The following is a 22,354-nucleotide window of genomic DNA, read 5'->3' as shown; positions in this document are numbered from 1 at the left end:
CATTGATTAAGCTTATAAATGGGGTCAAAATAAAGGCACCTAATGAGGTGCCTCGAATATTCAGAATAGATACATGAGCTGTTCTGGGCCTGTATGTGTAGGATTCCACTCTTTATCTAAACTATCGCCTACGTAGTGATAACCCGTAGTAGAAAAGATAATCTGGAGCTCATACTTTTTACATAAAGACTTTAATTTTAGCATGAAATTATTAAGGTCATTGTTATCTATATCGTGTTGCTTAGGAGTATCTAAGACCAACAATTTTAATCGGCAACTATTCCTTTTCAGTAAAAGCTCGATAAGTGCTGCATGATATGCTAAAACAGCTCTAATGCGGGTGCTTCCGCTTAATTGAGTAATTTTTTCGTTCCCTAGTTCTGGAATAAAATCATCAGAAAATTTTATGTCTTTGCTTATATTTAATGTATTCAAGCAGTCTAGCCATTCAATAAACAAATTTTTTAACTCAATTCTTGATCTGAGAATTTCTAACGGAATATTATTAGCGCTTTTCAAGCTTGCTATTGTTTCGATAACTAAATCTCTATCACTTTGCAATGTTATTATTTTGTTTTCCAGTTGTGATAGTTTATCTAGATCTTTTATTTTAGATTGAATGTCAAATACTTTATCTTTTATTATGGATATAGACTCTATAAGAGAGTTCACATCATTGCTTTCATTATTGTTGGTATTGACCTTTATAAGTTCCTGCAAAGCATGGTCTAATCTATCTCTATTAAGATTCAACTGTATTAAGCGTGACTCATCAAGAGTTTTATTCCTCTCTAAATCTTTTATTTGGTCTTTAAGATAAAGTAAATTCTTTGCATAATGTTCAGAACTCGATGAGAATAATCTGCAATTTCCTGAGCCACAAATTTCGTCAAATGATAAAAATATTCTCTTTGCACTCTCATTTAATGATAATGTCTCAATCTCGACATTAATATCTGAAATTATTTTATCAAAAGCACTATGCCTTTTTATTATATCTAATATTTGTTGGTCAAGATCAAATATATCATTTTGTAAGTTTCTTTTAACGTTTCTATAAACAAAATCAGCTTGGCTAACATTATCCTTGCTTGTTTTAATTCTTTCAAATTCTGTCGTAAAAAATTTGAGTTCATGCTCAAGTTCTTTTCGAGATTTTGCTGTTATATCAGTAGATTCAGATTTTATTTCTTTGTAAATACTAGTAGTGTTGTTTATTAAATCATCTAAACTAGAGAGTTTTTGCTTCTCAATCTTTAATGTTTTTTGATGGTAGGGTGAGTTTTTTGGTGGTACGCCCAGCGCATACCTGACCATTTCAATATATTGATCTTTAATAAAATTACTTTTAGCACTGTATATCTTATTATATCCATCATCTTGCCCAAGATAAAATAATGGAAGGAAAGTAGATATGTATGGTTGTGTTAATTCCTTACCGTTTGTTACTAAATTTAGATGTGGGAGGCCTAATAGCTCAAAAATATATTCACTGTGAGTACGTTCATCATAAAACGTTTGCGTATTGCCTAATGGTTCGGTTATTTCTAAATGAAATTGACTCTGATCGTAGTAACGTTTGAATTGATATTCAAGGTTATTTAGCTCGATTTTAAGAATTGCGTGACTACATCTTTCATAAATGTCATTTCTGAACAATTCAGGATAACCAAGACAATAGGTTATAGATTTAATTACTGGTGTTTTACCGCTTCCATTAGGTCCATATAATAAAGTTACATGTTTCCCTAAGATATACTCATCAGAAGAAAGACCATTGTTACCTTTAGAATAAATCTTTATGCTTTTAAATTTCACATTAACTCCAGATCTAGTTGTCGTGAAACACGAATATTTCTATAGGATCTTGCAATTAATTTTAGATTATACTCTAGATTGTGATCCCACTTAAAAGCTCTATCCACTACTTTTTTACCAAGGTCAGTGATAGTAACTTTTTCTTTTCTGTTATTAATTATTATGAGATTAGCTTTCTCTAAAAAGCTAATCGCTTTGACTGTCCGTATTCTTAGATTTGCTGACCAACCAATATGTTGATCAGAGGCTTTAAATCCGATGAAGCATTTTTCGATACACTCACCAACTAACTGACCTAATTCAGCAACATTAGGTTTACTTCTGTCTTTTGCTAAAACTAATATAATGATACTAATGAGAGGTAATTGGAATAATGCTTCATTATCCAGTGAGTTATCTCTAGGTTCAATATTTTTAAAAGCAATTACCAGATCTTTTCCGTTGCCCTCTTGCAAAAATGTATCGAAGTTCATACTCCATCCTTAACTATTTCTGAGAAAATAGCTCCAAATAATATATCATGAGTTAGGTTGTAAATTATTTTCTCTGTAACTAATTCACTATACAGTTTTTTTATTGGCTGATGAAGTGAACCTAATGTTATTCCATGTGGATTATTCATTTTAGCAGAAATCAGAACTTTCCTCGTTTTAGAAACAATAGCTCTTAAATCTAATTCGGATATAGAATGACGATTAGTCCTATACCAAAGGTCCCAATCAGTTTTACATTTCGAGCAGTAAGTTACATCATCTAAATTCCCACCTGCATTGATTAATGTTCTTTGGATTATAGATGCGGATTTAACTGCTTTAGGATCTTGTCCTCTTACTATTTCTTTATATGCCTCTTCAGAAATACTTAGTAGTGGGAGCAGATCATCAATTGATACGCTGGCAGATTTATCTATATTTTCTTGTGTAAACGGTTTAATTACACCTTCTGATTTTGATGAAATAAGATCTAGTAATTTAATCGTAATATCATCTAATTCAATGTGAGTTAAATCGATCTCACTATATTCATATAGTTTCTCACGAACTATAGGCAAAAAAAGTGAAGTATCTGCTTTTAAAAAAGGCACGTCATTTTCGAATCTTATCTTTGATAATCTTGATTTTATTTCTTCCTCTTTAAAAGAGGAACAGTTATCGGAAATGATCTTAAATTTTTCAAGAAGAATTTTTGTGTATTTATTGCTAAAATTCCCTGATTCAATATCGGCTAAAACATCATCGATATTATCATCATTATGAATGTTAGTTTGAAATACTACTAACTCACAATTTTTGTCGAAATTTATCGTGTGAAGTAACATTTTTCCAATAAAACTATCCCGAATAAGAGAGTCATCAGGTTTTTTACGGGTAGAGTAAATACCAAAAACCTCTAATAAGCTCCAGTTTTTATTGAGCTTAGCTCGTGTTTTTACTTGATAAAAAACGTAGGTGTTACCATTTACATTTTTTTTCCTTACAACGATATCATCGTGCAAGTCACAATAAACACGATCTATAGCTTTGCCCGAGAGAATTTGGAGAGAGGCTACTGCGGCAGACCTGACTTGAACTCGATAACGCCCAAACGAGTCTCGACCGTCTTGTTCTCTAGGGACTACTGTATGTAAAACCATGTCTTTTTGCAAGCCTCCAGCTTCAAATTCTGAAATTTACCTCTATAAAGCATAAAGTGGATCTTAACTTATTGAAAAAAAAGATTTAATGCAGAAAATTATATGATTTTCATCATATCCTTAAACTTTAAACATGAAAAGCATAAAAGGAATATTCTCATTTAATGATCATATGCTATTGAAATGCAAGGATTTAACATAGTGTGTTACTATGTTAAAAATAATATTGATCAATGAATGAGATTATAAATGACTAGCTTTCAAAAAAATACAATTGAATCAAATAGTTATATTTATTTGCATGCCTGTTTGCTTGGCAAGATTTCTTTCAGGATAATACCAAAACAAGTACGTGTTAGTTCATATCAACTGACTAGCTGGAGCCTTTTCGTTTCGTTCTTCCACATTAGACCATTATCTGCTGTCCTTATAAAATCAGCCCACCATTGCATCATTGGACGTCGTTGCTCAAGGTAATCGCTGCGGTTATAAGCACGGCGAACCTCATTCTTATCCACATGAGCCAATGCTGCCTCAATAACATCAGGTGGAAAACCCTGTTCATTAAGTGCTGTACTGGCAATAGAGCGCAACCCATGCGAAACGAGGATACCGCCAAAGCCCGCACGTTTAAGCGAAGCATTTACGGTCTGACTGTTCATCGGCTGGTTTGGCTTGATGCGGCTGGGAAAGATAAATTCTCGATTTCCACTTAACGGCTTCATCATCTCCAGTATCGCAATTGCTTCATCTGACAATGGAACAGTATGGTCGCGGTTCATTTTCATACGTGCTGCAGGAATCTTCCACTCTCGCGCTTCTATGTCTACCTCTTCCCAGCGAGCTTCAGCCGCTTCGGCAGGGCGGGTAATAGTAAGAAGTTGCCACATGAACAAGCAGCGTGTGGAAAGACTAATGCTGGCTGTTCGCATTGTTTGCATCAGTTGTGGTAGCTGATCCGGTCGAATGCTGGGCATGTTCTTTTTCTGAGGCTTCTCGAAGGCTTTACCGATATTAACGCTGGGAACAGCATCAATCAGCCCTGTGTTTTGGGCATAGATCATGACCTCATTAATGCGCTGGCACAGGCGACGAACGGTTTCCAGTGCTCCTCTGGCCTGAACCGGTTGGACGGCCTGAACCAGTGTGTGAGCTTTAATATCTGTAACGCTAACGTCGCCAATCGCAGGAAAAACATCTCTCTCAAGAGAGCGCCAGATATCCTCTGCGTAGTCTTCGGTCACACTGGCTTTCTTCACATTCCACCAACGTTCAGCCACGAGCTGGAAAGTATTGGTTTTAGCTTCCAGCGAACTGCGAAGTTGTTCTTGCTGATGTTCCTGAGGGTCGATTTGTTTCGCCAGAAGAGAACGAGACTCTGCGCGATAGTTTCTGGCATCGGCAAGCGTAACTGACGGGTAGGGGCCTATGCTCTTCTTCGCACGTTTCTTGGTGACAGGGCGAATGTAGCGAAACTGCCAGATTTTACTCCCGCTGGATTTGATGAGTAGCTCAAGGCCATCACCATCATAGAGAACGTAGTCTGCTTCTTTGGGTTTGGCGGATTCGATTTCTTTAACGGATAGAGGTTTGGTTTGTCTTGCCATTGCCGGGTTTCCATAGTTTTAGGCACCTCAAAAACAATAAAGCTTTATGAGGTGCCTAACAAGGTGCCTAAAAGGTTCGGATTTAATTAGTTGGCATCAGACTTCGCGGGACAAATTACAGGCACAAAAAAGCCCGCAGGGCTTGCGCCGTGCGGGCTCTTAGGACTTCATCGGATGACTCTGGTAATCACCGATGGAGAATTTTGGTGGAGCTGGCGGGAGTTGAACCCGCGTCCGAAATTACTACACCGTCGGCACTACATGCTTAGTCCAATCTTTACATTCGCCGGCCAGCTGCGGATGGACACGCTACTGACAGACTAGCCTGATTGAGTTTAACGCTTCAGCCCCAGGCAGGACGTCCACGCGATCTCTTTTGGGTTTGACCTCTCTTGATCCCCGTCCTAAGAGCGGAGGCTAGGGAGAGAGGGCTCTAAGCAGGGTATTAAGCTGCTAAAGCGTAGTTTTCGTCGTTTGCGACTATTTTTTTGCGGCTTTTTACGAGGCCAACCGCCCCTCGGCATGCTCCTAGGGCTTCGCAAATCCCGTCGAATCCAGAATCAGCCCCAAGTAACTTTGTGCAGTATACCAGAAGTTTACCTCGATAAGCCAGCGGCTTAACGATTGGCGTGCTTCATGATACGGGCTTTCGCCGTCTGCCATTCGCGATCTTTGATGTCATCGCGTTTGTCGTGCTCTTTCTTGCCTTTGGCTACGCCGATCTTGATCTTGCTCCAGGCATTTTTCCAATACAGGGACAAGGCCACCACGGTGTAACCTTCGCGGTTGACGCGGCCGAGCAGGGTATCCAACTCGCGTCGTTTCAGCAGCAGTTTACGGGTACGCGTCGGATCACACACCACATGCGACGAAGCCACGTTGAGCGGGGTGATGGTGGCGCCAAACAGATAGGCTTCACCGTCACGGAACGTCACGTAGCTGTCGCTGAGGTTGGCTTTGCCTGCACGCAGCGATTTAACTTCCCACCCTTGCAGCGACAGGCCCGCCTCGAACTCTTCTTCAATGAAGTATTCGAAACGCGCGCGCTTGTTTTGAGCAATGGTGGCGGAACCGGGTTTGTGTGCTTTTTTCTTTGTCATAGTGCGTTCATTATACTGGATGCTTCAGCGAAAGAAATCCTTTCCCGTTCAGCACCTGCGCAATTTTTCGCATTTTTGGCGCCCCCATCCCTTAGCAGATTTTTTGTTTGCCGCCAGATAAATGGTATTATCTGTACGTTTTATGTCTCACAGGAAATGATATGCCCCAGATCAGTCGGTCTGCATTAGTGCCGTTCAGCGCCGAGCAGATGTATCAGTTGGTTAACGATGTTCATTCTTATCCCGATTTTCTGCCAGGCTGCACCGGCAGCCGGGTGCTTAACGCTACCTCCAACGAAATGACCGCCGCGGTGGACGTCGCCAAGGCCGGTATCAGCAAGACTTTTACCACGCGCAATACGCTGCTGGATAACCAGAGCATCAATATGCAGCTGGTCGATGGTCCGTTCCGCAAGCTGATGGGTGGCTGGCAGTTCACGCCGCTGAGCGAAGAGGCCTGCAAGGTGGAGCTGCACCTGGACTTCGAGTTCACCAACAAACTGATAGAGCTGGCGTTCGGCAAGGTGTTCAAAGAGCTGGCGGGCAGCATGGTGCAGGCATTTACCCAGCGGGCGAAAGAGGTCTACAGTGTCTGACATCCAGGTCGAGGTGGTGTACGCCTTGCCGGAGCGTCAGTACCTGCGCAAGGTGAAACTGGCCGAGGGCAGCAGCGTCGAGCAGGCGATCCAGGCTTCGGGCCTGCTGGAGCTGCGCCAGGATATCGATCTCAAGAGCAACAAAATCGGCATCTACAGCCGCCCGGCCAAGCTGGGCGATACGCTGAACGACGGCGACCGGGTGGAGATCTACCGGCCGCTGATAGCCGATCCGAAAGAGCTGCGCCGGCAACGGGCAGAAAAGGCAAAAAAATAAGGCGCTATGAGCGCCTTATTTTTTATCTGAAACTGATTTCTCTTCCGCGTTGCAGCCTGCGACTGTCATGAGGAACATCATGCCCCCTCATGGGCCGAAAGAGCGGGCGGCACCGATTACTTGGTCAGCGCCGGTTTGTTCTGAATATCGGTCAACACGCCTGCGCTGTCGAAGGTCAGCGTCAGCGTCTGCTGGGTGATGTCTTCATGGCCAGGTTGCTGGCGGAACACATAGAACCACGTCTGAGTCCCGAACGGGTCTTGCAGCATTGGGGTGCCCAATGTGTAAGCGACCTGTTGCTGGGTCATCCCTTTCTGAATTTTCGCCACGTCGGTCGACGTCAGGTAGTTCCCCTGGTTGATGTCAGGACGATAAACCACCTTTTCAAAAGTAGAACAGCCTGCAGTCAGCATCACAAGAACTACAGCGGCGGCAGTCAGCGTTTTACAGCGCATAGTAATCACATTCCTTTAGGGCATAGGATGCCGATGATAATAGACCTTGCGGCAGTTGGAAACCTTTATACCCTTCATCTTTCAAGTTGCGACGCGTTGGCTTTCTTTCAGCACCTCAAGCGCTTGGCCTGTTTCAGGCCGTTGAGGAAGCTTAAGATCACCGCCGCGCCGCACTTTAGATATCTTTCGGGTCAACAGCGTCACTGTCAGACCGCAGGAAAGTGAAAAAGTTGAGCTTTTTTATGCCGCCAGCAGTTCTTTGGCGTTCGCCAGCGTATTGCGGGTGACTTCGCTGCCGCCGAGCAGGCGCGCCAGCTCCTGCAGTCGGGCGCGCTTATCCAGCGGCGCCATCTGGGTTTCGGTGACCGTGCCGTCGGTCTGCTTGCTGACGAACAGGTGTTGATGCCCGCACCCGGCCACCTGTGGCAGGTGGGTCACGCACATCACCTGGGTGGATTCGCCGAGCTGGCGCAGCAGGCGGCCGACAATGGCGGCAGTCGGGCCGCTGATGCCCACGTCCACCTCATCGAATATCAGCGCCGGGGTTTCCATCTTGCGGGCGGTGATCACCTGAATGGCCAGCGCGATGCGCGACAGCTCACCGCCGGAGGCGACCTTCGCCAGCGGCTGCAGCGGCTGCCCCGGGTTGGTGGAGACGCAGAACTCGGTGCGGCTGGCCCCTTCGGCGCTCAGATGCTGCGGCTCGAAACGCACATCGATGTTGAACTTGCCGTGCGGCATGGAGAGCGCCTGCATGCTGTCGGTAATGAGCGTGGTCAGCTCGGCGGCGTAATGCAGGCGTTTCTGATGCAGCTGCTCCGCCAGCGCCAGCGCCTGCTGGTGATGCAGGGTGACCGCCTCGTTCAGGTGCTCATGGTCGCTTTCCTGCTGTGAAAGCAGCTGTTGTTCATCCAGCAACTGCTGATGCAGCTGCGGCAGCTCTTCCGGCGCAACCTGGTGTTTGCGCGCCAGGCTGATTTGGCGCGACAGGCGCTGTTCCAGCTCGTGCAGGCGATTGGGATCGAGATCCATGCGATCGGCGTAGTGGCGCAGCTCGTCGCTGGCTTCGCTGATCTGGATAGAGGCCTCTTCCAGCATGTCCAGCAGGCCGCTGAGTTTGTCGTCCAGCCCGGCCAGCTCGAGCAGCAGGTGCTTGGCGCTGTAGAGCTGGCTGAGCATGTTGTTCTCGTCGCTGTCGGCGAGCAGCTGCAGCGTCTGCTGGCTGAGGGTCAGCAGCTGGCCGCTGTTGGCCAGGCGCTTGTACTCGGCGTCGGTCTGTTCGAACTCGCCGGCCTGCGGCGAGAATTCGTTCAGCTCTTTCAATTGGTATTGCAGCAGCTGCTTGCGCGCTTCGCGCTCGATGGACTGCTGCTGATGGTGCGCCAGCTCGCGGCAGCTCTGGTGCCAGCGTTGGTAGGCCTGGCTCATCGCCGCCAGCAGGGCGGGTTCGTCGGCGTAGGCGTCGAGCAGCGCTTTTTGGTGCTCCGGTTTGAGCAGCAGCTGATGGGCGTGTTGGCCGTGGATTTGGATCAGGCGTTGCCCCAGCTCGCGCAGCTGCGACAGCGGCACGGCGGTGCCGTTGATAAAGCCGCGCGAACGGCCGTCGGCGTTGATCACCCGGCGCAGCAGGCATTCGTTGCTGTCGTCCAGCTGGTTCTGTTCCAGCCATTCGCGCGCGGACGGGGTGTCCGCCAGCGAGAAGCGGGCGCAGATGTCGGCGCGGGCGGCTCCCAGGCGCACCACGTTGCCGTCGGCGCGGTTGCCGAGGCACAGCCCCAGCGCATCGATGGCGATGGATTTGCCGGCGCCGGTTTCACCGGTGATCGCCGTCATACCCGGTTGAAAATCGATTTCCAACTCACGAACGATAGCAAAGTTGCTGATGGTTAATTGCGCCAGCATGGGAACCTTCCTGTGTATAAACACATAACTGTAGTTTCATACAGTATAAACTGGTTTTATATACAGTAAAGTGGCCGGCGCAGATTTTAGAACAATTTTTTCGACCAGCCCAGCTTGGTGCTTAACGTGTTGAAATAGCTGTAGTCCTTCGGGTGAATCAGATTCAGGTGGAAATCGCTGCGGCGGATCAGCACTTCTTCGCCTTCCTGGATAGGCAGCGCGATCTGGCTGTCGCAGCTGATCTCCAGATCGCTGCCGATCTGCGAAAACTTCAGGCGGATGGTGCTGTCGCCGTTGATCACCAGCGGCCGGGCGGAGAGAGTGTGCGGGAACATCGGCACCAGCGCGATCGCCTCCAGCGACGGGGTGAGGATCGGCCCGCCGGCGGAGAGCGAGTAGGCGGTGGAGCCGGTCGGCGTGGCGATGATCAGGCCGTCGGAGCGCTGCGAGAAGGCGAAGCGATCGTCGATGTACACTTCGAATTCGATCATGTGCGCCACTTTGCCGGGGTGCAGCACCACTTCGTTGATGGCGGTGCTGATGCGGCACTGCTGGTGCTCTTTATGCACGATGGTTTCCAGCAGGAAACGCTGTTCGTCGATGTATTCGCCTTCCAGCACGTCCGCCAGCTGCTGCAGGGCGTTGTCGGGATCGAGATCGGTGAGGAAGCCGAGGTTGCCGCGGTTGACCCCGATCACCTTGATGTCGTAACGCGCCAGCACGCGCGCGGCGCCGAGCATGTTGCCGTCGCCGCCGACCACCACCGCCAGATCGGCGCGCTGGCCGATATCCGCCAGGCTGCCGGTCACGGCGTCTTTCAGCCCCAAATCATGGGCGATCTGGCGTTCGACCATCACCGAATAGCCGCGGGCGACCAGCCAGTGGAACAGCATCTCGTGGGTTGCCAGCGCTGAAGGGTGACGCGGGTGGCCAACAATGCCAATACAGGCGAATTTTTTATTCATTTGTTGTGATTTTCCTCACCGGGACCCGTTTATGCCCCACATTGTGACCGGTTGACTTGAAACCCCGGTTTTGATCCCCATAATAAGCCAAGTTGCGAGATTAATGCTAAAACGCGGAGATATTCATGAGTAGTAAAGAACAGAAGACGCCAAACGAGCAAGTCTCGGAAGAAATGGAACAACACGCTCATCACGATGATACGCTGCCGGAAGCGGCGGAAGGCGTCGATCTGCGCGATGCGCGTATCGCCGAACTGGAAGCCCAACTGGCGGAAGCTCAGCAGCATGAGCGCGACAGCCTGCTGCGCGCCAAAGCGGAAGCGGAAAACATCCGCCGCCGCGCCGAACTGGACGTCGAGAAAGCGCACAAGTTCGCCCTGGAGAAATTCTCCGGCGATCTGCTGCCGGTGATCGACAACCTGGAGCGCGCGCTGGATCTGGCGGATAAAAACAATCCTGAACTGGCCGCGATGATCGAAGGCATCGAGCTGACGCTGAAATCGCTGCTGGACGTGGTGCGCAAGTACGGCATCGAAATCGTCGGCGACGTCAACGTGCCGTTCAACCCGGAAGTGCATCAGGCGATGAGCATGATGGAATCCGCCGATCATCAACCGAACCACGTGATGATGGTGATGCAGAAAGGCTATACGCTGAACGGCCGCCTGCTGCGTCCGGCGATGGTTGCAGTCTCCAAAGCCAAGGCGTAATCGCCCCGGCAACGCATAAAGAAAGGCACCCGAGGGTGCCTTTTTTGTCTCTGTGCTACGCCTGCGGCAGGCGCGGCATCCAGTCGATCGGCGTGAGCCCTTGCTGCTCCAGCAGCTGATTGGCCTGCGAGAAATGACGGCAGCCGAGGAAGCCGCGGTGCGCGGAGAGCGGCGACGGGTGCGGCGCCTTCAGCACATGGTGGCGGTTGCGGTCGATAAAGTTGCCTTTCTTCTGCGCATGCGAGCCCCACAGCAGGAACACCACGCCTTCACGGTTCTCGTTCAGGGCGGCGATCACTTTATCGGTAAAGGTTTCCCAGCCCAGGTTGGCGTGCGAATGCGCGCGGCCGCCTTCCACCGTCAGCACGGTGTTGAGCAGCAGCACCCCCTGTTCGGCCCAGCTTTGCAGGTAGCCGTGATCCGGGCGTTCGAAGCCGGGAATGTCGGTCGCCAGCTCTTTATACATGTTCACCAGCGACGGCGGCGCCGGCACGCCGGGGCGCACCGAGAAAGAGAGGCCGTGCGCCTGATTGGGGCCGTGATACGGATCCTGGCCGAGGATGACGACCTTGACGTCCGCCAGCTCGGTATAGCGGAAAGCGTTGAACACGTCCTTCTGCGGTGGATAAATGGTCTTACCGGCCTGGCGCTCAGCGGCAACAAAGGCGAGCGTTTCAACAAAATAGGGCTGCTCTTTCTCTTTGCCGATCACGTCATGCCAGGTGAGGGAGGTGGCCATAAACGCTCTCCTTTGTTTTCTTTAGCAATTCATGGCCTATAGCTTACCGTTTCAGCACGCGCAGCGAAACCCGCTTTTCATTTCTCGCCGCCGTGCCTTATGCAATTATTTTTGAAAATTTACAAAAATAATTGGTTTTTGCCGCAGTGGGAAAATTGATATAAAACATAAATTTGCCCCTTCACGCCCTGTGCCTACCCGGTAAAAATTGACTTTAATCAAGGAACTGGCCCGGTCAGGCTGGTATACAGAACAACAAGACAACAATGGTTTTACCAAATGGCCGAAACCAGAATTGGGTTTTCTCACGACGTGAATTTTTACGCCCTTGTACGGAGGCAACATAATGATTACCGGTATTCAAATTACCAAAGCGAATGACCAGGCGCTGGTGAATTCTTTCTGGCTGCTGGACGATGAAAAAGCGGAAGCTCGCTGCGTGTGCGCCAAGGCCAACTACGCGGAAGATCAGGTTGTCGCGGTGAGCGACCTGGGCCAGATCGAATACCGTGAAGTGCCGCTGGAAATGCAGCCGACCGTGCGCGTGGAAGGCGGTCAGCACCTGAACGTCAACGTGCTGCGTCGCGAAACCCTGGAAGACGCGGTCAAGCACCCGGAAAAATACCCGCAGCTGACCATCCGCGTGTCCGGCTATGCGGTGCGCTTCAACTCCCTGACGCCGGAACAGCAGCGCGACGTTATCGCCCGCACCTTTACCGAAAGCCTGTAATTTGCGGCGCAGTCAATCAGGGAGCTTCGGCTCCCTTTCTGGCGTTTGGCGGCCGAAAACCGAACGCGGATCACATTCTGTACAAAGATAAGCATTTCTAATACAGAACTCATCCGACCTGCCGATAGCTAAATCAGCACCTATTCAGGTGCTCAATAAAAAGTCTATCGACAAGGAGTCGGCATGAGTATGCCTTTAAGTTTTACCTCTGCAGTATCCCCGGTGGCCGCGATCCCTACGCCTCGCGCCGCTACCGAGACGGCGACGGCGGCGCAGCCCGCGGCAGCGCTGGCAAATCCGGCGCCGGTGGCCTCTCCCTCTCAGAACACGCTGAACGCGCAGAATCTGTTGAATACGCTGGTCGGCGATATCTCAGCGGCGGCACCGACGGCGGCGGCAGCGCCGGGCGTGACGCGGGGGCAGCAATCGCAGGAGGGGGATTATGCGTTGGCGCTGTTGGCCAAGGACGTTTACTCACTCACTGGCCAGGGTGCCGCCGGGTTCAACCGCCTGAGCGACAGCGCGCTGCTCGGTTTCGGCATCGATCCCGCCAGCCTGCACGACGTGGGCAGCGGTTTCCAGGCTGGGATTTACAGCAACGACAAGCAGTATGTGTTGGCGTTCGCCGGCACCAACGACTGGCGCGATTGGCTGAGCAACGTGCGGCAGGCGACGGGCTATGACGATGTGCAGTACAATCAGGCTGTTGCCGCTGCCAAAAGCGCCAAGGCGGCCTTCGGCGATGCGCTGGTGATCGCCGGCCATTCGCTTGGCGGCGGTCTGGCGGCCACGGCCGCGCTGGCGACCGGCACGGTCGCGGTCACCTTCAACGCGGCCGGGGTGTCGGATTACACCCTGAATCGCCTGGGTATCGATCCGGCGGCGGCGAAGAAAGATGCCGAAGCCGGCGGTATTCGCCGTTACAGCGAACAATATGACATGCTGACCAGCACCCAGGAGTCGACCTCGCTGATCCCGGACGCCATCGGCCACAACATCACCCTGGCCAACAACGATACCCTGACCGGCATCGATGACTGGCGGCCGAGCAAGCATCTGGATCGCAGCCTGACGGCGCACGGCATCGACAAGGTGATAAGCTCGATGGCGGAACAAAAGCCGTGGGAGGCGAAGGCCAATGCCTGAAGGGCGTCGCTTGCGGCGGGCGCTGGCGATAGCCTTACTGGCGCTGGTCGCGGTGACCGGTTTACTGATGATGGCTAAGGAGCAACAGATGGGGCAGGAGATTTCGCCGTTTGACGGCCACAGCAATCTGGCGCTGGCTCAGGCGGTGGCGCGTGGCGATACGCAGGGTATCCATGCGCAGGCCACGCAGGATCGCTTGCGCGAACGGGGCGATCGGCAGGTCACGCTGTTGCAGTGGGCGGTGCTTTCGCAGCAGCCGGATAGCGTGCAGGCGTTGCTGGATCTCGGCGCCGACCCGGCGGCGGCGGGGCTGGACGGCAACAGCGCGCTGCACACCGCGGCGATGCTGCAAGACGCGCAGTACCTGCGGCTGTTGCTGGCCAAAGGGGCGCAGGTGAACGTGCGTAATGCCGTTACCGGCGCCACGCCGCTTGCGGCGGCGGTGCTGGCCGGGCGTGAAGAGCAACTGCGGATGTTGCTGGCGGCCGGGGCGGACACCACCTTGAGCGACCGGCTGGGGGATACCCCGCTGCATCTGGCGGCGAAGATTAACGCGCCGCACCTGGCGCTGCTGCTGTTGCAGGCCGGGGCCGATGCCCGGGCGCGCAACCAGCAGGGCGTCGCGTTCCAGTTTTATTTCTCGCAAACGCCGGCGCATTTGCAGAATGACGAACTGAAGGCGCAGTTCCGCGAACTGGATAAATGGCTGCAGGGGCACCGCTTGGCCACGCACTACGCACAGCAGTAAACGCCCATAAAAAAACCGCCTGTACAGGCGGTTTTTTCTTAGGCAGCGGGGGTTATTCCGCGTCGCCGGCCGGTTTGGCCTTCGCCTGACGGCGTTTACCGACGTTTTTGGCGTCGCGATGGCGCACTTTCACCTTGGCCTTTTCTTTGTTCTTCGCTTTATCTTCCGCGCGTTTGGCCAGCACTTTCTTCGATGGCTTGCCGTTGCTCTTCTCGTTCGGCACCTTGGTTTTTGGCCGCAGTTCGTCGATCACGCGCGCTTTCAGCGGCTCGTTCAGGTAACGGCCCACTTTGCCCAGCAACAGATGGTCGTGCGCTTCCACCAGCGAAATGGCGGTGCCTTTGCGCCCGGCGCGGCCGGTACGGCCGATGCGGTGCAGGTAGGTGTCCGCCGTGCGCGGCATGTCGAAGTTGAACACGTGGGTGATATCGAGGATATCCAGACCGCGTGCGGCAACGTCGGTGGCGACCAGCACGTTAACCCGGCCATCCATCATGCGTTTGACCGCTTCGTTGCGTTTGGCCTGCACCATTTCGCCTTCGAGATAGCAAGTGTTGATGCCTGCTTCGCGCAGCCAGGTGGCCAGCTCGTGCACGCGCTCGCGTTTGCGCACGAAGATCACCGATTTCTGCACGTCCGGCTGTTTCAGCAGGTGGATCAGCAGCGCGGTTTTGTGCTGCACGTCATCGGCACGGTAGTACCACTGCAGGATCTTTTTGCGTTCGCGGCGCGACGGATCGGCTTCCACTTCCACCGGCTCTTTCAGGATGCGCTCGGCGAATTCGCGGATCGCTTCGCCTTCCAGCGTGGCGGAGAACAGCAGCGTCTGGTTGCGCCAGCGGGTTTCGGCGGAGATGGTTTCGATGTCCTGCGCGAAGCCCATATCGAGCATGCGGTCGGCTTCGTCGAGGATCAAGGTTTCCACCGCGCGGCAGTCGAAGTTCTCTTCTTTAATGTATTGCAGCAAACGGCCGGTGGTGGCGACCACCACGTCCTGGTTTTCGCTGAACACTTCCGCGTGGTTCATGTAAGCGACGCCGCCGGTGATGGTGGCGATATCCAGCGAGGTATGAGCAGCCAATTCACGCGCCTGATCGGCGACCTGCATCGCCAGTTCACGCGTTGGCGTCAGGATCAGTACGCGCGGCGGGCCGGATTTTTTGCGTGGAAAGTCCAGCAGGTGCTGCAACACGGGCAGCAGGAAGGCGGCGGTTTTGCCGGTGCCGGTCGGAGCCGAACCTAAGACGTCGCGCCCGTCCATCGCCGGCGGGATCGCAGCGGCCTGAATGGCGGTGGGGCGATCGTAGCCTTTGTCGCGCAGCGCGTCGATCAGGCGATCATCGAGTTCGAGTTCGGAAAAAGTGGTTGCTGTCATGGTCTACCTCTACTTGGGGCGCCGATTATAGACGGGTTGGCCGCGATCTTCACCTATTTAAGCGGAAAGCCGCTCTTTTCCCGTCGATCAGATTGCCTTATGCTACGCCAGTTTTATAGCCAGGTGGTGAGTGTGAGCAAGCGATCGAAAGCCGATTTTACCCCGCGCCGCGGGGGTTTTACCTTTAAACAATTCTTTGTCGCCCACGATCGTTGCGCCATGAAAGTGGGCACCGACGGGGTGCTGCTCGGCGCCTGGGCGCCGCTGGGGCAGGCGCGCCGGGTGCTGGACATCGGCAGCGGCAGCGGGCTGATCGCGCTGATGCTGGCGCAGCGCAGCGGCGACGAAGTGACCATTGACGCGGTGGAGCTGGATGAAGCCGCCGCCGGCCAGGCGCGCGAAAATGCGGCGGAGTCGCCGTGGCCGCAGCGCATCCGCGTGCATGCGCAGGATATTCACCATTATGCGCAGCAGCATGCCGCTGAGTATGATCTGATCGTCAGTAATCCGCCTTATTTCGAGCCGGCGGTGGCCTGCCGCGACCAGGCGCGCCACAACGCGCGTTACACCGAAACCCTGACGCACGATGCGCTGTTGGCCTGTGCGGCACAGCTGCTGGCGGAACAGGGAACGTTCTGCGTGGTGCTGCCGCATGACATCGGCGCCGAATTCGAACGTCTGGCGCAGCAAAGCGGCTGGCAGACGGCGGCGAAAGTGAACGTCAGCGATCGGGCCGATACGCCGCTGCACCGGGTGCTGCTGGCGCTGACGCGGCGGGAAACGCCGCTGCGGGAGCAGGCGCTGGCGATCAAGCAGGCCGATGGCAGCTATACCGACGATTTCCGCCGGTTGATCGCCGACTTCTACCTGTTCTACTGAAAAGAAAAGGGCGCCGATTAGGCGCCCTGTCGCAGAGGTTAAGGCTGCAAAATGGTCGGCAGCGCTTCCGGCAGCAGATCCGGATAGTCCAGCGTGTAGTGCAGGCCGCGGCTCTCTTTGCGCGCCATGGCGCTGCGCACGATAAGCTCGGCCACCTGCACCAGATTGCGCAGCTCCAGCAGGTTGTTGGAGATGCGGAAGTGAGCGTAGTACTCGTCGATTTCCGCCTGCAGCGTGTTGATGCGGCGCAGGGCGCGTTCCAACCGCTTGGTGGTGCGCACGATGCCGACGTAATCCCACATGAACAGCCGCAGCTCGTGCCAGTTGTGCTGAATCACCACCCGTTCGTCCGCATCATCCACCCGGCTTTCATCCCAGTGCGGCACCTGTTTGGCCTGCTGAATGAACGGCAGGCGCTGCAGAATGTCTTCCGCCGCCGACCAACCGTACACCAGGCACTCCAGCAGCGAATTCGACGCCATGCGGTTGGCGCCGTGCAGGCCGGTATAGCTGACCTCGCCGATGGCGTACAGCCCGTCGAGATCGGTGCGGCCGTGCTGATCGACCATCACGCCGCCGCAGGTGTAGTGCGCCGCCGGGACGATCGGGATCGGCTGCCGGGTCAGATCGAAGCCCAGCGTCAGCAGCTTCTCGTGGATCATTGGGAAGTGCTGGGTGATGAACTCCGCCGGCTTGTGGCTGATGTCCAGGTACATGCAGTCGGCGCCCAGGCGCTTCATTTCATGGTCGATGGCGCGGGCGACGATATCGCGCGGGGCCAGTTCGCCGCGCGGGTCAAAATCGGGCATAAAGCGGCTGCCGTCCGGGCGCTTCAGGTAAGCCCCTTCGCCGCGCAGCGCTTCGGTCAGCAGGAAGTTGCGCGCCTGAGGATGGAACAGGCAGGTCGGGTGGAACTGGTTGAACTCCAGGTTGGCGACCCGGCAGCCGGCGCGCCAGGCCATGGCGATGCCGTCGCCGGAGGAGATGTCCGGGTTGGTGGTGTATTGGTATACCTTGGCCGCGCCGCCGGTCGCCAGCACCACCGTTTTGGCGCGGTAGGTTTCCACCCGCTCCAGCTCGCGGTTCCAGACGTAAGCGCCCACCACTCGGCGGGTGCCCGGCAGGCCGATTTTGTTCGAGGTAATCAGGTCAACCGCGTTGCGGCGCTCCATCACGCAAATATTGGGGTGAGCGCTTGCTTTCCCCACCAGCGTGGTCTCTACTTCCTTACCGGTAGCGTCCGCGGCGTGCAGGATGCGGCGATGGCTGTGGCCACCTTCGCGCGTGAGGTGATAATGCTCCTCGCCCTGCGCGTTGACCTCGGTGTCGAACAGCACGCCCTGATCGATCAGCCACTGCACGCAGTGGCGCGCGTTGCCGGCGATGAATTCGACGGCCTCTTTGTCGCACAGGCCGGCGCCGGCAATCAAAGTGTCATCAACGTGTGAGGCAATGCTGTCCGTCTCATCGAACACCGCGGCGATCCCGCCTTGGGCATAAAAGGTGGCGCCCTCGCTGAGCGGCCCCTTGCTGAGAACGGTAACCTTGCAATGCTGCGCCAGGCGCAGCGCCAGTGACAGGCCCGCAGCGCCGCTGCCGACGATCAGTACATCGCTAACATGTTCAGATGATGGTTGCATAACGTATGATGTGTGCAGAAGAAGAGTGAATTTCATGTTAGCCTAACTGTCCGGGCAAAAGCCACGGATAGGGCGACATCAACAGAAAAAACAATGGCGATATGGAACTTCGTGTTCTATATGAACTCCAAGCGAGTGCTTGCTCAGGAAAATAATGTATGGCTGGCAGTACAATTTTACGCGTGGAGACGGATTTGGGGAGAGTTTACCTCGGATGAGCGAGCAGTTAACGGATCAAGTTCTGGTCGAGCGGGTCCAAAAGGGCGATCAGAAATCGTTTAACCTACTGGTAGTGCGCTATCAGCATAAGGTGGCGAGTCTCGTTTCCCGCTATGTGCCGCAGGGCGATGTGCCCGATGTGGTGCAGGAGTCGTTTATCAAGGCCTATCGCGCACTGGAATCGTTCCGTGGCGACAGCGCTTTTTATACCTGGTTGTATCGAATCGCCGTGAACACGGCAAAGAATTATCTGGTTGCTCAGGGGCGCCGTCCGCCATCCAGTGATGTGGACGCCAACGATGCGGAAAATTACGAAAGTGCGGGCGCACTGAAAGAAATTTCGAACCCTGAGAACTTAATGTTGTCAGAAGAGCTGAGACAGATAGTTTTCCGTACCATTGAGTCGCTTCCTGAGGATCTTCGCATGGCGATTACCCTGCGGGAGTTGGATGGTCTAAGCTACGAAGAGATAGCTGCCATCATGGATTGCCCGGTCGGAACCGTACGTTCGCGTATTTTCCGCGCCCGGGAAGCTATCGATAATAAAGTTCAACCGCTGATCCAGCGTTAGCAATGGCGGGCACAGGAAGGGTACTTAGGCATGCAGAAAGAAAAGCTTTCCGCTCTGATGGATGGTGAATCGTTCGACAGCGAGCTGTTGAGTTCTCTGTCGCAAGATCGAACGCTTCAACAAAGCTGGCAGAGCTATCACCTGATACGTGACACACTGCGAGGTGATGTCGGCCAAGTGATGCATCTCGACATCGCCGATCGCGTAGCCGCTGCACTTGAGAAAGAACCCGCCCGGCTGGTGCCTTCCGCCGTTCAGGAGTCTCAGCCGCAGCCTCACACCTGGCAGAAAATGCCGTTCTGGGACAAAGTGCGTCCTTGGGCGAGCCAGATTACGCAAATCGGTATGGCGGCCTGCGTGTCGCTGGCGGTGATCGTCGGCGTACAGCACTATAACCAACCTGCTGCATCATCGAACGCGTCCGAATCGCCGGCCTTCACCACGCTGCCGATCATGGGCCAGGCCTCACCGGTCAGCCTGGGCGTCCCGGCCGACAGCTTCTCCACCGGCAGCGGCCAACAGCAGCAGGTGCAGGAACAGCGCAAGCGTATCAACGCCATGCTGCAGGACTATGAACTGCAACGTCGCCTGCATTCGGATCAGCTGCAGCTTGAACAAAGCAACCCGCAACAGGCTGCCATTCAGGTTCCCGGAACTCAGTCTTTAGGAATGCAACAGCAGTAATGAAGCAAATCTGGTTCTCCGTTTGTTTATTGACGGGCAGCCTGCTCTATTCCAGCATCGCCCCGGCGCAGCCAACTGCGTCCGGGGCGTTATTGCAACAGATGAGCAGCGCCAGCCGTTCTCTCAATTACGAGCTCGCCTACATCAGCATCAGCAAGCAGGGAATCGAGTCGTTGCGCTATCGCCATGCGGTGATCGGCAACGTGCCGCTCGGCCAGCTGTTGCATATGGACGGCCCGCGCCGCGAAGTATTGCAGCGCGGCGGCGGGATCAGCTACTTCGAGCCTGGCCTGGAGCCGTTCACGCTCACCGGCGATCACATCGTCGATGCGCTGCCGGCGATCGTCTATGCCGATTTCACCCGTCTGGCCAAGTACTACGACTTCATCTCCGTGGGCAGCACCCGCATCGCCGATCGGCCGTGTGAAGTGCTGCGCGTGGTGGCGCGCGACGGTTCCCGCTACAGCTACATCGTCTGGATGGACGAGGACACCAAGCTGCCGCTGCGGGTGGATCTGCTCGATCGCGACGGCGAAACGCTGGAGCAATATCGGGTGATCTCCTTCGCGGTCGGCGCCGACGTGCAGGGCGCGATGCAGGGGCTGCTCAAAGCCAACCTGCCGCCGCTGCTGTCGCTACCGGCGGTGGAAAACGTCCAGCTCAGCTGGAGCACCGGCTGGCTGCCGGCCGGGGTGGACGAGGTGGCGCGCAATCGCCGCAAATTACCGAATGTCGCCGTGCCGGTCGAATCCCGGCTTTACAGCGACGGTCTGTTCAGCTTCTCGGTCAACGTCAGCCCGGCGGGCAGCGGAGCCGGGCAGCAATACTACCGTCAGGGGCGCCGCACCATTCAGACCGAAGTGCGCGCGGGTAACGAAATCACTATCGTGGGCGAATTGCCGCCGGCTACGGCCAAACGCATCGCTGACAGCATTTCTTTCAAGGTATCGCCGTAATGATGAAAGAGTGGGCCACGGTGGTTTCGTGGCAACAGGGCGTAGCGCTGCTGCGCTGTGAACCCAAGGCCGGTTGCGGCAGCTGTACCGCGCGCTCCGGCTGCGGCGCGCGCGCGTTGAACGAGCTGGTGCCGGAGACCGAGCATCAGCTGCAGGTGCATATCGATCAGCCGCTCGAACCGGGGCAGCGCGTCGAGGTTGGCATTGCGGAGGGCAGCCTGCTGCGCTCCGCCATGCTGGTTTACCTGACGCCGCTGCTGGGCATGATGTTGGGCGGTACCTTGCTGCAATATTGTTTCGGTAGCGACGCCTCGGCGGCGATCGGCGCCGTGCTGGGCGGCGGGGCGGCCTTTATGCTGGCGCGCCGGTTGGCCCGGCGTCTGGGCGAGCAGGCCGATTACCAGCCGGTGGTGCTGCAGATTGGGTTGCCGCCTACCGCGATGCGCATGCAGGCGGAAAACTCCCCGCTGATTTAAACCGACGGCCGCGTCATCGCCGGGTTGTGATAGGCGGGGATGCGGTTGTGGATCATATGCTCCAACAGCGCGATGAACAGATCGGCGCTGAGCAGCGAATCGTAGTTAATCGCGAACAGCACATTTCCCTGGCCGTCGAGCAAACGGATGCCGAGCTGCGGATGGTTTTCCACCGCGCGGATCTGCTCGAGCGGCACGTTTCCCCGTTCCGTGGCCAGCAAGGTGGCGCTTAGCCGCAGCGTTTCAGTCGGCGTACCTTGCCGTTTGCCCAGCAGCAGCTGCCACAGCCAGCGTGCGTCGCCCTCAACGGTGTGAAACGGCACCACTTCCCCCTGATAGAGCGCATTCAATGCCAGCGGCCCGCGCTGCTGCAGCTGTTGGTCAACGATCACGTCCGCCAGCCGCCACGAATGGGCGACGTTGCTGAAAACCGTACACCAGGGCTGATCCGCGCCGGCGCGGAACGCCGTGACGTCAAACAGCCCGCCAAAAGCTTTGCCGCCGCGAAAGCGATAGATGTCGCCGATCTTCTCAAACGGGATGAAGCGCTCTTTGTGATGGTGGCCGTCAAAGACCCGCACGCCGTGCTCGTACAGGCGATAGGTCAGCGTCGGGCGCAGATAGTGCCGCAGCGCCAGCAGCGTACAGCCGAGTAAAACCGTGCCCGCGCCGGCCTGCAACAGCGTGATGACTTCACTCTCATCAATGCTGCTCAGCAGCGGCAGCACCAACAGCGCGGCTCCCACGCTAAACAGCAGCGCCGCCGCCGCCAGAATGCCCCAGTTGACCTTCGAAAAATCGTGCCGGCTCAGCATTTGCCCTTTATCGATCATATGCACCTTCCAATCAACGTACGCAGATATGCTGCTGAACCCCGGTGGGCTGCCGATGTAGTGCCCGGAATAATGTTTTGTCGCGGAGTTCATGCCCTTTCTATCCGAGGGGCGGTGGTGGCGTATATGGGGTTTTTCCTAAAGGAAGAGGGGCGAAATGGAATTCTAAGAGGTTGATCCAAATATTCTTTTCTTATAATTTCGGAGAGGGTTTATTGCGCTGCGGCCGGTTATGTATTAGCGCCGGAGTTTGACGGCCACGGAGCACCTGCAAGCCTTGGGTTCAGGCCGTATC

The 22,354-nt window shown here is 54.3% G+C and carries 23 protein-coding genes and 1 other RNA gene; 11 read left to right on the top strand and 13 right to left on the bottom strand.

Annotation, left to right across the window (positions count from 1 at the left end; translation table 11 throughout):
* Positions 1 to 60: 60 nt before the first annotated feature.
* The 6 genes from V8N38_RS19510 to smpB all read right to left on the bottom strand — a co-directional run bounded on the left by V8N38_RS19510 (position 61) and on the right by smpB (position 6,158).
* The gene (locus V8N38_RS19510) at positions 61 to 1,818 is read right to left on the bottom strand and encodes an AAA family ATPase (RefSeq protein WP_147840207.1); all 1,758 of its coding nucleotides are present in this window, start codon (positions 1,816 to 1,818) and stop codon (positions 61 to 63) included.
* Entirely contained in the window at positions 1,815 to 2,291 is a 477-nt protein-coding gene (locus V8N38_RS19505) for a hypothetical protein (RefSeq protein WP_147840206.1), read from the bottom strand. The genes V8N38_RS19510 and V8N38_RS19505 overlap by 4 nt, the downstream gene beginning before the upstream one ends.
* The gene (locus V8N38_RS19500; RefSeq protein WP_222706169.1) at positions 2,288 to 3,463 is read right to left on the bottom strand and encodes a dsDNA nuclease domain-containing protein; all 1,176 of its coding nucleotides are present in this window, start codon (positions 3,461 to 3,463) and stop codon (positions 2,288 to 2,290) included. The genes V8N38_RS19505 and V8N38_RS19500 overlap by 4 nt, the downstream gene beginning before the upstream one ends.
* 353 nt (positions 3,464 to 3,816) lie before the next feature.
* On the bottom strand, positions 3,817 to 5,058 hold the full coding sequence (locus V8N38_RS19495; RefSeq protein ID WP_147840205.1) for an integrase domain-containing protein: 1,242 nt from the start codon (positions 5,056 to 5,058) through the stop codon (positions 3,817 to 3,819).
* 204 nt (positions 5,059 to 5,262) lie between these two features.
* Positions 5,263 to 5,626: a transfer-messenger RNA gene (ssrA, locus tag V8N38_RS19490) on the bottom strand.
* 49 nt (positions 5,627 to 5,675) lie between these two features.
* Positions 5,676 to 6,158 (bottom strand): SsrA-binding protein SmpB, encoded by a 483-nt coding sequence (gene smpB, locus V8N38_RS19485; RefSeq protein WP_033635638.1) that lies wholly within the window; start codon positions 6,156 to 6,158, stop codon positions 5,676 to 5,678.
* A gap of 161 nt (positions 6,159 to 6,319) precedes the next feature.
* On the opposite strand from smpB, the gene V8N38_RS19480 reads away from it, so the two are divergent.
* Together V8N38_RS19480 and V8N38_RS19475 are read left to right on the top strand one after the other, a co-directional pair.
* Complete coding sequence (locus V8N38_RS19480; RefSeq protein ID WP_004929096.1) at positions 6,320 to 6,754, top strand: type II toxin-antitoxin system RatA family toxin; 435 nt, start codon at positions 6,320 to 6,322, stop codon at positions 6,752 to 6,754.
* Complete coding sequence (locus V8N38_RS19475; protein WP_004929098.1) at positions 6,747 to 7,031, top strand: RnfH family protein; 285 nt, start codon at positions 6,747 to 6,749, stop codon at positions 7,029 to 7,031. Before V8N38_RS19480 ends, V8N38_RS19475 begins: the two co-directional genes overlap by 8 nt.
* Positions 7,032 to 7,147: 116 nt before the next feature.
* On the opposite strand, the gene bamE is transcribed toward V8N38_RS19475, so the two are convergent.
* From bamE to nadK, 3 genes are all read right to left on the bottom strand, one after another.
* The gene (bamE, locus tag V8N38_RS19470) at positions 7,148 to 7,486 is read right to left on the bottom strand and encodes an outer membrane protein assembly factor BamE (RefSeq protein WP_004929101.1); all 339 of its coding nucleotides are present in this window, start codon (positions 7,484 to 7,486) and stop codon (positions 7,148 to 7,150) included.
* Between the two features lie 240 nt (positions 7,487 to 7,726).
* Positions 7,727 to 9,388, bottom strand: a complete 1,662-nt coding sequence (recN, locus tag V8N38_RS19465; RefSeq protein ID WP_089186358.1) for a DNA repair protein RecN — start codon at positions 9,386 to 9,388, stop codon at positions 7,727 to 7,729.
* A gap of 86 nt (positions 9,389 to 9,474) precedes the next feature.
* On the bottom strand, positions 9,475 to 10,353 hold the full coding sequence (nadK, locus tag V8N38_RS19460) for an NAD(+) kinase (protein ID WP_019452304.1): 879 nt from the start codon (positions 10,351 to 10,353) through the stop codon (positions 9,475 to 9,477).
* Between the two features lie 125 nt (positions 10,354 to 10,478).
* Between nadK and grpE the strand changes: the two genes are divergently transcribed.
* Positions 10,479 to 11,063, top strand: a complete 585-nt coding sequence (gene grpE / locus V8N38_RS19455) for a nucleotide exchange factor GrpE (RefSeq protein WP_025303955.1) — start codon at positions 10,479 to 10,481, stop codon at positions 11,061 to 11,063.
* Between the two features lie 55 nt (positions 11,064 to 11,118).
* Here the strand turns inward: grpE and ung are convergent, their stop codons facing one another.
* A complete protein-coding gene (ung, locus tag V8N38_RS19450) occupies positions 11,119 to 11,802 on the bottom strand; it encodes a uracil-DNA glycosylase (RefSeq protein WP_033635636.1) in 684 nt (227 codons plus the stop codon).
* Positions 11,803 to 12,148: 346 nt separating this feature from the next.
* Here ung and grcA point away from each other — a divergent pair, with 346 nt between their 5' ends.
* From grcA to V8N38_RS19435, 3 genes are all read left to right on the top strand, one after another.
* The gene (grcA, locus tag V8N38_RS19445; RefSeq protein WP_004929114.1) at positions 12,149 to 12,532 is read left to right on the top strand and encodes an autonomous glycyl radical cofactor GrcA; all 384 of its coding nucleotides are present in this window, start codon (positions 12,149 to 12,151) and stop codon (positions 12,530 to 12,532) included.
* Between the two features lie 183 nt (positions 12,533 to 12,715).
* Entirely contained in the window at positions 12,716 to 13,678 is a 963-nt protein-coding gene (locus tag V8N38_RS19440; RefSeq protein WP_147840204.1) for a DUF2974 domain-containing protein, read from the top strand.
* Positions 13,671 to 14,426 carry an ankyrin repeat domain-containing protein gene (locus V8N38_RS19435; protein ID WP_102984262.1) on the top strand — a complete coding sequence of 252 codons (756 nt, stop codon included), beginning with the start codon at positions 13,671 to 13,673 and terminating at the stop codon, positions 14,424 to 14,426. Before V8N38_RS19440 ends, V8N38_RS19435 begins: the two co-directional genes overlap by 8 nt.
* Before the next feature lie 52 nt (positions 14,427 to 14,478).
* Here V8N38_RS19435 and srmB read toward each other — a convergent pair whose 3' ends face one another.
* Positions 14,479 to 15,801, bottom strand: a complete 1,323-nt coding sequence (gene srmB / locus V8N38_RS19430; protein WP_016929798.1) for an ATP-dependent RNA helicase SrmB — start codon at positions 15,799 to 15,801, stop codon at positions 14,479 to 14,481.
* A gap of 99 nt (positions 15,802 to 15,900) precedes the next feature.
* On the opposite strand from srmB, the gene trmN reads away from it, so the two are divergent.
* Positions 15,901 to 16,680, top strand: coding sequence for a tRNA(1)(Val) (adenine(37)-N(6))-methyltransferase TrmN (gene trmN, locus V8N38_RS19425; RefSeq protein WP_060441112.1), 780 nt, complete (start codon positions 15,901 to 15,903; stop codon positions 16,678 to 16,680).
* 38 nt (positions 16,681 to 16,718) lie between these two features.
* Here the strand turns inward: trmN and nadB are convergent, their stop codons facing one another.
* On the bottom strand, positions 16,719 to 18,320 hold the full coding sequence (gene nadB / locus V8N38_RS19420; RefSeq protein ID WP_019452310.1) for an L-aspartate oxidase: 1,602 nt from the start codon (positions 18,318 to 18,320) through the stop codon (positions 16,719 to 16,721).
* 214 nt (positions 18,321 to 18,534) lie between these two features.
* Here nadB and rpoE point away from each other — a divergent pair, with 214 nt between their 5' ends.
* From rpoE to rseC, 4 genes are read left to right on the top strand one after another with little or no spacing between them, the layout of a single operon-like run.
* Positions 18,535 to 19,110, top strand: coding sequence for an RNA polymerase sigma factor RpoE (gene rpoE / locus V8N38_RS19415; RefSeq protein WP_004929136.1), 576 nt, complete (start codon positions 18,535 to 18,537; stop codon positions 19,108 to 19,110).
* A gap of 30 nt (positions 19,111 to 19,140) precedes the next feature.
* Positions 19,141 to 19,794, top strand: coding sequence for an anti-sigma-E factor RseA (gene rseA / locus V8N38_RS19410; RefSeq protein WP_049200771.1), 654 nt, complete (start codon positions 19,141 to 19,143; stop codon positions 19,792 to 19,794).
* On the top strand, positions 19,794 to 20,750 hold the full coding sequence (gene rseB, locus V8N38_RS19405; RefSeq protein WP_025303948.1) for a sigma-E factor regulatory protein RseB: 957 nt from the start codon (positions 19,794 to 19,796) through the stop codon (positions 20,748 to 20,750). Before rseA ends, rseB begins: the two co-directional genes overlap by 1 nt.
* Positions 20,750 to 21,226, top strand: coding sequence for a SoxR-reducing system protein RseC (gene rseC / locus V8N38_RS19400; RefSeq protein ID WP_049200768.1), 477 nt, complete (start codon positions 20,750 to 20,752; stop codon positions 21,224 to 21,226). Before rseB ends, rseC begins: the two co-directional genes overlap by 1 nt.
* Here the strand turns inward: rseC and V8N38_RS19395 are convergent.
* Positions 21,223 to 22,059 (bottom strand): hypothetical protein, encoded by an 837-nt coding sequence (locus tag V8N38_RS19395; protein ID WP_141959971.1) that lies wholly within the window; start codon positions 22,057 to 22,059, stop codon positions 21,223 to 21,225. The genes rseC and V8N38_RS19395 overlap by 4 nt on opposite strands.
* Between the last annotated feature and the right edge of the window lie 295 nt (positions 22,060 to 22,354).

It is taken from the genome of Serratia nevei (assembly GCF_037948395.1).
Classification (GTDB): domain Bacteria; phylum Pseudomonadota; class Gammaproteobacteria; order Enterobacterales; family Enterobacteriaceae; genus Serratia; species Serratia nevei.
This window is presented reverse-complemented; position numbering and strand designations above follow the sequence as displayed.

What these genes read in the sequence shown, in the direction of transcription:
- V8N38_RS19480 (WP_004929096.1), top strand. Translation starts at nt 6,320, where the DNA reads ATGCCCCAGATCAGTCGGTCTGCATTAGTGCCGTTCAGCGCCGAGCAG.
- trmN (WP_060441112.1), top strand. Translation starts at nt 15,901, where the DNA reads ATGCTACGCCAGTTTTATAGCCAGGTGGTGAGTGTGAGCAAGCGATCG.
- srmB (WP_016929798.1), bottom strand. Translation starts at nt 15,801, where the DNA reads ATGACAGCAACCACTTTTTCCGAACTCGAACTCGATGATCGCCTGATC.
- grcA (WP_004929114.1), top strand. Translation starts at nt 12,149, where the DNA reads ATGATTACCGGTATTCAAATTACCAAAGCGAATGACCAGGCGCTGGTG.
- bamE (WP_004929101.1), bottom strand. Translation starts at nt 7,486, where the DNA reads ATGCGCTGTAAAACGCTGACTGCCGCCGCTGTAGTTCTTGTGATGCTG.
- recN (WP_089186358.1), bottom strand. Translation starts at nt 9,388, where the DNA reads ATGCTGGCGCAATTAACCATCAGCAACTTTGCTATCGTTCGTGAGTTG.
- rseB (WP_025303948.1), top strand. Translation starts at nt 19,794, where the DNA reads ATGAAGCAAATCTGGTTCTCCGTTTGTTTATTGACGGGCAGCCTGCTC.
- rseA (WP_049200771.1), top strand. Translation starts at nt 19,141, where the DNA reads ATGCAGAAAGAAAAGCTTTCCGCTCTGATGGATGGTGAATCGTTCGAC.
- V8N38_RS19395 (WP_141959971.1), bottom strand. Translation starts at nt 22,059, where the DNA reads ATGATCGATAAAGGGCAAATGCTGAGCCGGCACGATTTTTCGAAGGTC.
- V8N38_RS19440 (WP_147840204.1), top strand. Translation starts at nt 12,716, where the DNA reads ATGAGTATGCCTTTAAGTTTTACCTCTGCAGTATCCCCGGTGGCCGCG.
- rpoE (WP_004929136.1), top strand. Translation starts at nt 18,535, where the DNA reads ATGAGCGAGCAGTTAACGGATCAAGTTCTGGTCGAGCGGGTCCAAAAG.
- ung (WP_033635636.1), bottom strand. Translation starts at nt 11,802, where the DNA reads ATGGCCACCTCCCTCACCTGGCATGACGTGATCGGCAAAGAGAAAGAG.
- nadB (WP_019452310.1), bottom strand. Translation starts at nt 18,320, where the DNA reads ATGCAACCATCATCTGAACATGTTAGCGATGTACTGATCGTCGGCAGC.
- grpE (WP_025303955.1), top strand. Translation starts at nt 10,479, where the DNA reads ATGAGTAGTAAAGAACAGAAGACGCCAAACGAGCAAGTCTCGGAAGAA.
- smpB (WP_033635638.1), bottom strand. Translation starts at nt 6,158, where the DNA reads ATGACAAAGAAAAAAGCACACAAACCCGGTTCCGCCACCATTGCTCAA.
- V8N38_RS19495 (WP_147840205.1), bottom strand. Translation starts at nt 5,058, where the DNA reads ATGGCAAGACAAACCAAACCTCTATCCGTTAAAGAAATCGAATCCGCC.
- V8N38_RS19505 (WP_147840206.1), bottom strand. Translation starts at nt 2,291, where the DNA reads ATGAACTTCGATACATTTTTGCAAGAGGGCAACGGAAAAGATCTGGTA.
- rseC (WP_049200768.1), top strand. Translation starts at nt 20,750, where the DNA reads ATGATGAAAGAGTGGGCCACGGTGGTTTCGTGGCAACAGGGCGTAGCG.
- V8N38_RS19435 (WP_102984262.1), top strand. Translation starts at nt 13,671, where the DNA reads ATGCCTGAAGGGCGTCGCTTGCGGCGGGCGCTGGCGATAGCCTTACTG.
- nadK (WP_019452304.1), bottom strand. Translation starts at nt 10,353, where the DNA reads ATGAATAAAAAATTCGCCTGTATTGGCATTGTTGGCCACCCGCGTCAC.